The sequence below is a fragment of the Streptomyces sp. URMC 123 genome, from assembly GCF_051386515.1.
Taxonomy (GTDB): Bacteria; Actinomycetota; Actinomycetes; order Streptomycetales; family Streptomycetaceae; genus Streptomyces.
Map to the genome: position 1 here is coordinate 1 of NZ_JBPQTV010000372.1, position 5,761 is coordinate 5,761.

Consider the following 5,761-nt stretch of genomic DNA (forward strand, 5'->3'; position numbering starts at 1 on the left):
GCGCCGCCGCACCACCATCACGACCCCCGCCGTGCGCGGACCCGTGGCCCCCCGCGGCATCCTCGCCGGCCAGGAGGCCGTCGAGCCGCTGGCCGACGGCCACGCCGTGCCCATCGCGACCGGCGCCCGCGTGCCGCCGGGCGCGACTGCCGTACTGCGCACCGAACACGGCGAGGTGCGGCGGCGGGTCGACGAGGACTGGCTGTACCCGACCACCGGTGAGCCCGTGACGCCCGGTCAGGACATCCGCCCCCGCGGCCAGGAGTGCCGCCGGGGCGACCGGCTGCTGCCGGCGGGAGTACTGATCACGCCCGCCGTCCTGGGCCTGGCCGCCGCCGCCGGCTACGACGGCCTGATGGTGGCCCCGCGCCCCACGGTCGAGATCCTGATCCTCGGCGACGAACTGGCGCACGGCGGGCTGCCGCGCGAGGGCCGCATCCGGGACGCGCTCGGCCCGATGCTCGACCCCTGGCTGCGCCTCCTCGGCGCGGACGTCATCCGCGCCCGCCACCTCGGCGACGAGGCCGAGCCCCTGCGCACCGCCATCGCCACCAGCTCCGCAGATCTGCTGGTCACCACGGGCGGCACGGCAGCGGGCCCCGTCGACCACGTGCGCCCCGCCCTGCTGAGCGCGGGGGCGGAGCTCCTCGTGGACGGCGTGGCGGTGCGCCCGGGGCACCCGATGCTGCTCGCCCGGCTCGCCCCCGGCCGGCACCTGGTGGGGCTGCCCGGCAACCCCCTGGCCGCCGTCTCCGGGCTGCTGACCCTCGCCGAGCCCCTGCTGCGGTCCCTGGCCGGCCGCCGCGATCCGTACGGCGACGGCGACGGCGGCAGCGACGCGCCCTTCGATCCGTACGGGGCCGGGCCGGGTGCCTTCCGTCCGTACGGTGACGGCCCCGACGCCCTCGGCCCGTACGGCGAGGGCGAACCGCTCTCCACCGCCGTACTGACGCACCCCGTCGCCGCGCACCCGTACGACACCCGGCTGGTGCCCGTCGCGCTGCCCGGGGCCGGGCACGCCGTGCCGCTGCGGTTCTCCGGCCCCGCCATGCTGCGCGGGGTCGCCGCAGCCGACGCGATGGCCGTGATCCCGCCGGGGCAGGGGGTCGAGGCGGGGCGGCCCGTACGGATTCTCGGGCTGCCCGGCGCGGGCGGCCCCGGCACGCCGCGAGGCCGTTCCGGCGGGCGCGACGACGGCCCCCCGCCCGGCCCGGGCGGCCGCCCGCCACGCCCCGGTGGCCGCACGCCCGGCTCGGGCCGCACGCCCGGCTCCAGCGGCCGCACAGGCGGCCGTACGGGCGGTCGCTCCGGCGGCGGGTCCGGTGGAGCGGCCGGGCGCCGGTCCGGCGGTCGTCCCAGCGGTGGCCGGGGAGGTGCCGCATGAGGCGGCCCAGCCCCGAAGCGGTCGCCCGCGACGCCGCGGACGCCGCCACGCACCGCGTGCAGCTCGCCCGCACGCTCACCGTCGGCCCGCTCCGGCAGGTCGCGCGGCGGCTGTTGATGGCCCTGCTGGTGCTCGTCGCGACCGTACTGATCGTCTACGCGGACCGCGGTGGCTACCACGACAACGCCGACGGCTCCGTGGACTTCCTCGACGCCGTCTACTACTCCACCGTCACCCTCTCCACCACTGGGTACGGTGACATCGTTCCGCACAGCGACACGGCCCGGCTCTGCAATGTGCTGCTGGTGACCCCGCTGCGCGTGCTGTTCCTGATCATCCTGGTCGGCACCACGCTCGAGGTCCTCACCGAGCGCACCCGTGAGCAGTGGCGCCTGACGCGTTGGAGGGCCGCCTTGCGCGATCACACGGTTGTCGTCGGCTTCGGGACGAAGGGGCGGTCCGCCGTCCAGACGCTGCGCGCCTCGGGGCTCCCCAAGGAGCGGATCGTCGTCGTCGACCCCAGCCAGAAGGCGGTCGAGGCGGCCAACCTGGAGGGCTACGCGGGGGTCGTGGGCGACGCCACCCGCAGCGACGTCCTGCTGCGCGCCGAACTGCAGCGCGCCCGGCAGATCATCATCGCCCCGCAGCGCGACGACACGTCCGTACTGGTCGCGCTGACGGCCCGCCAGCTCAACCGCGGCGCGAAGATCGTCGCCGCGGTGCGGGAGGAGGAGAACGCTCCGCTTCTGCGGCAGTCCGGCGCGGACGCGGTCATCACCAGCGCCAGCGCGGCGGGACGGCTGCTGGGTCTGTCCGTACTGAGCCCCAGTACGGGCACGGTCCTGGAGGACCTCATCCAGCAGGGCACCGGGCTCGACATGATCGAGCGACCGGTGGTGAAGTCGGAGGTCGGCAAGTCCGTACGGGAGACGGAGGACCTCGTGGTCTCCGTACTGCGGGGGCACCGGCTGCTGGGGTACGACGACCCCAAGGCCAGCCCCCTGCAGGCGACGGACCGAGTGATCACGATCGTGCGGGCCGCCCGCCGGGACGACAACGGGGGGTAGGGGCTCACGCGCAGGAGTAGCCTCGCCCGCATGCCGATGCATGCGATCACCATCCCCGAACCCGGCGGACCCGACGCCCTCGTGTGGGCGGAGGTCCCGGACCCCACACCCGGTCCCGGAGAGGTGCTGGTCGAGGTCGTGGCCAGCGCCGTCAACCGCGCCGATCTGCTCCAGCGGCAGGGCTTCTACGACCCGCCGCCCGGGGCGTCCCCGTACCCCGGCCTGGAGTGCTCCGGCCGCGTCGCCGCCCTGGGGCCCGGCGTCTCGGGCTGGTCCGTCGGCGACGAGGTGTGCGCGCTGCTCGCCGGCGGCGGCTACGCGGAGAAGGTCGTCGTCCCCGTGGGGCAGCTGCTGCCGGTCCCCGAGGGCGTCGAGCTGGTCACGGCCGCGGCACTGCCCGAGGTCGTCTGTACGGTCTGGTCGAACTGCTTCATGGTGGCCCACCTCCGGCCGGGTGAGACCCTGCTCGTGCACGGCGGCGCGAGCGGCATCGGGACCATGGCGATCCAGCTGGCCAAGGCGATCGGCGCGCGGGTCGCCGTCACGGCCGGGGCGCCGTGGAAGCTGGAGCGCTGCCGTGAGCTGGGCGCCGACATCCTCATCGACTACCGCGAGCAGGACTTCGTGGAGGAGCTGCGGAAGGCCACGGACGGCGCCGGGGCGGACGTCATCCTCGACATCGTCGGGGCGAAGTACCTGGAGCGGAACGTCACGGCGCTGGCCGTGAACGGCCGGCTCGCCGTGATCGGGCTCCAGGGCGGGGTCAAGGGCGAGCTGAACCTCGGCGCGCTGCTCGCTAAGCGCGGCGCGGTGACGGCGACCTCGCTGCGCGGGCGGCCGCTCGGCGAGAAGGCGACGATCGTCGCGGCGGTGCGGGAGCACGTATGGCCGCTGATCGAGGCCGGGCGGGTGCGGCCGATCGTGGACCGCACCGTTCCGATGCGGGAGGCAGCGCGGGCGCACCGGGTCCTGGAGGCGGGCGAGCAGGTCGGAAAGGTGCTGCTGACGGTGTGAGCGGCCGCGGGGCGGGGGCGCGCGGGCCCGGCCGGAGCCTGGCCACGCGGAGGACCGGGCGCCCAGAGAGCCGGCCACCCGGTGCACCGGCCACCACCCGGCGCACCCGGCGCCGGGCCGCACCCGCCGCCCCCCGAGCCGCCCGCATGCGGCCACGCACAGCCCGTGTGACGCTGAGGGCGACGACGTGATCCCCCGACACGGGAGGGTGCCCCGTGGCCGTCCCCTCGGCATTCCGCCGGGCCCCGGCACTGACCGGGCCCTCGGCGTTCCGCAGGCCCGCCCTGGTGGGCCTGCTGGCCGCCGCGGCGCTCTGCCCCCTGTCCGGGGCCCCGGCCCACGCGGAGGACGCGACCCCCGCCGCGCCGGAGAGCCTCTCGCCCTCCGTACGGACGTACGGCCACCCGGACGGCGCCCTGGCCGGGCACCGCGCCGGTCAGGGCCGGGAGCGCCCCGGCCGCCCGGAGGACCCGCCGGCCGCCCACCCCGCCGACCAGGCCGCGCCCGACGCCCGGGACGCGCGGGACCCCGAGGCGCCCGGCGACGTCCCGCGGGACCCCGACCGCCCGGCGGAGGCCGCGGACCCCCGTACGGGCGCCCCCGAGGCCCCGGACGAGCCCGCCGGCCCCGCGGAGAGCGCCCCGGCCGCGGACCCCGGGGCCGATGCCGGAAGCGACACCCGCCCCGGCATCCGCCGCGAGGTGGCCGACCGCGCGAGCGACGACCACGTACCGACCGTGCTGCCCCTGGGCACGGGGCTCACCCTGATGGGCCTCGGCCTCGGCTTCTTCGCCCTACGCATGCGGCTGCGCCGCGACGGCCCCTCCGCACCGCGCCGCCGCGCGCCCCGCCGGTAAGCCCGTAAGCCCGTAAGGCCGTGCGCCCGTAACCCCGCACGCCGGCGACCCCGTATGCCCCCCAGCAGGGGCGCGCGCCCGCTCCCGGGCTCCCGCCCCGAGCGCCCCGCTCGGCTACGCCGCCCGGCGGAGGGTGGATCATCGAAATCCGGGGGCACAACGGTCACGAGTCGCGTGTACGAGAGAATGGCTTGCATGGAGATGCCGAGCAAGGAACGGTCGCAGGAGAGTCCTCAGGTCCTGGTCGTGGGCCCGGACGGAATGGCTCTCGGCAACGCCGCCTCCCGCGCAGGGGGAGGCGACGACGAGTCGCGCGAGGTCCCCGTGACGGACATGGTCGAACAGCCCGCGAAGGTCATGCGCATCGGCAGCATGATCAAGCAGCTTCTGGAGGAAGTCCGCGCCGCTCCCCTCGACGAGGCGAGCCGGGTCCGGCTCAAGGAGATCCACGCGAGCTCCGTGAAGGAGCTCGAGGACGGGCTCGCGCCCGAGCTGGTGGAGGAGCTGGAGCGGCTCTCGCTGCCCTTCACCGACGAGACCGTGCCCACCGAGGCGGAGCTCCGCATCGCGCAGGCCCAGCTCGTGGGCTGGCTGGAGGGCCTCTTCCACGGCATTCAGACCGCGCTCTTCGCCCAGCAGATGGCGGCCCGCGCCCAGCTGGAGCAGATGCGCCGGGCGCTGCCGGCCGGGCTGGTCGCCGGCGAGGAGGGCGACCACGGCCCGTCCTCGCGCGGCGACGCCCGCTCGGGCCCGTATCTGTGAGCACCCGCAGACCCGGGAACGGGAACAACGGATAGCGGGCCACGGGACCACGGACCACGGAACAGGGGCCGGGGCGCACGCTCATCGAGCGCGCGCCCCGGCCCCTGTCACGTCTCTGCCGAAAGGACGGAAGGAACTACTCCGGCTTGCCGGTCGACACCGTCAGCTCGATCGTGTCCGTCTTGGGGTCGAACGGCTCGTCGTAGTCGTCGTACGTGTGCGAGAGCACCGCGCCCTGCCCCCAGAGGTTCTCGTTCTTCTGGATCTCGCGGTACTTCCAGCCGGCCTTCTGGAGGCACTCCTTGACCGAGTCGATGTGCTTGTACTGGAAGTTGGGCACCCGGAGCTTCGACTCGTCCTTGAACGACTTGCGGGCCTCGGTGCACTCCTTGGCCTCGATGGTCTTCGTCCGGTCCGGGCCCTTGAAGCCGCCGACGCCCGACACCGGGGCGGCCTGGGACGTGGACACCGAGGGGCTCGCCGAGCCGCGGTCGGCCTGTGGCGTGACCGTGTCGTCGCCCTGGGACAGCACCGCGGCGATCACGCCGCCGACCGCCAGCAGCGCCACCACGATCGCCCCGACGATCACCGGCGTGTTGCTCCTGCCGCCGCCGCCCGCCCCGGGCGCGCCGCCCGGGCCGGGCTGCGGCGCCATCGGGTGCGAGGGCGGCGCAGCC

The 5,761-nt window shown here is 75.8% G+C and carries 5 protein-coding genes and 1 pseudogene; 5 read left to right on the top strand and 1 reads right to left on the bottom strand.

Annotated features, from left to right (window positions below):
* The 5 genes from ACSNOD_RS27445 to ACSNOD_RS27465 form a co-directional block, all read left to right on the top strand.
* On the top strand, positions 1-1,384 hold a 1,384-nt coding region (locus ACSNOD_RS27445), incomplete at its 5' end, for a molybdopterin molybdotransferase MoeA (RefSeq protein ID WP_436769763.1).
* Positions 1,381-2,451, top strand: coding sequence for a potassium channel family protein (locus ACSNOD_RS27450; protein ID WP_436769764.1), 1,071 nt, complete (start codon positions 1,381-1,383; stop codon positions 2,449-2,451). The genes ACSNOD_RS27445 and ACSNOD_RS27450, both read left to right, overlap by 4 nt.
* 36 nt (positions 2,452-2,487) lie before the next feature.
* On the top strand, positions 2,488-3,465 hold the full coding sequence (locus tag ACSNOD_RS27455; protein ID WP_436769767.1) for an NAD(P)H-quinone oxidoreductase: 978 nt from the start codon (positions 2,488-2,490) through the stop codon (positions 3,463-3,465).
* Positions 3,466-3,680: 215 nt separating this feature from the next.
* Positions 3,681-4,322: a hypothetical protein gene (locus tag ACSNOD_RS27460; RefSeq protein WP_436769765.1), complete on the top strand. Its 642-nt coding sequence runs from the start codon at positions 3,681-3,683 to the stop codon at positions 4,320-4,322.
* A 195-nt stretch (positions 4,323-4,517) separates the two neighbouring features.
* Entirely contained in the window at positions 4,518-5,084 is a 567-nt protein-coding gene (locus tag ACSNOD_RS27465) for a bacterial proteasome activator family protein (protein WP_436769766.1), read from the top strand.
* A gap of 136 nt (positions 5,085-5,220) precedes the next feature.
* Here the strand turns inward: ACSNOD_RS27465 and ACSNOD_RS27470 are convergent.
* Positions 5,221-5,761: pseudogene (locus ACSNOD_RS27470) on the bottom strand (serine/threonine protein kinase); the annotation flags it as partial.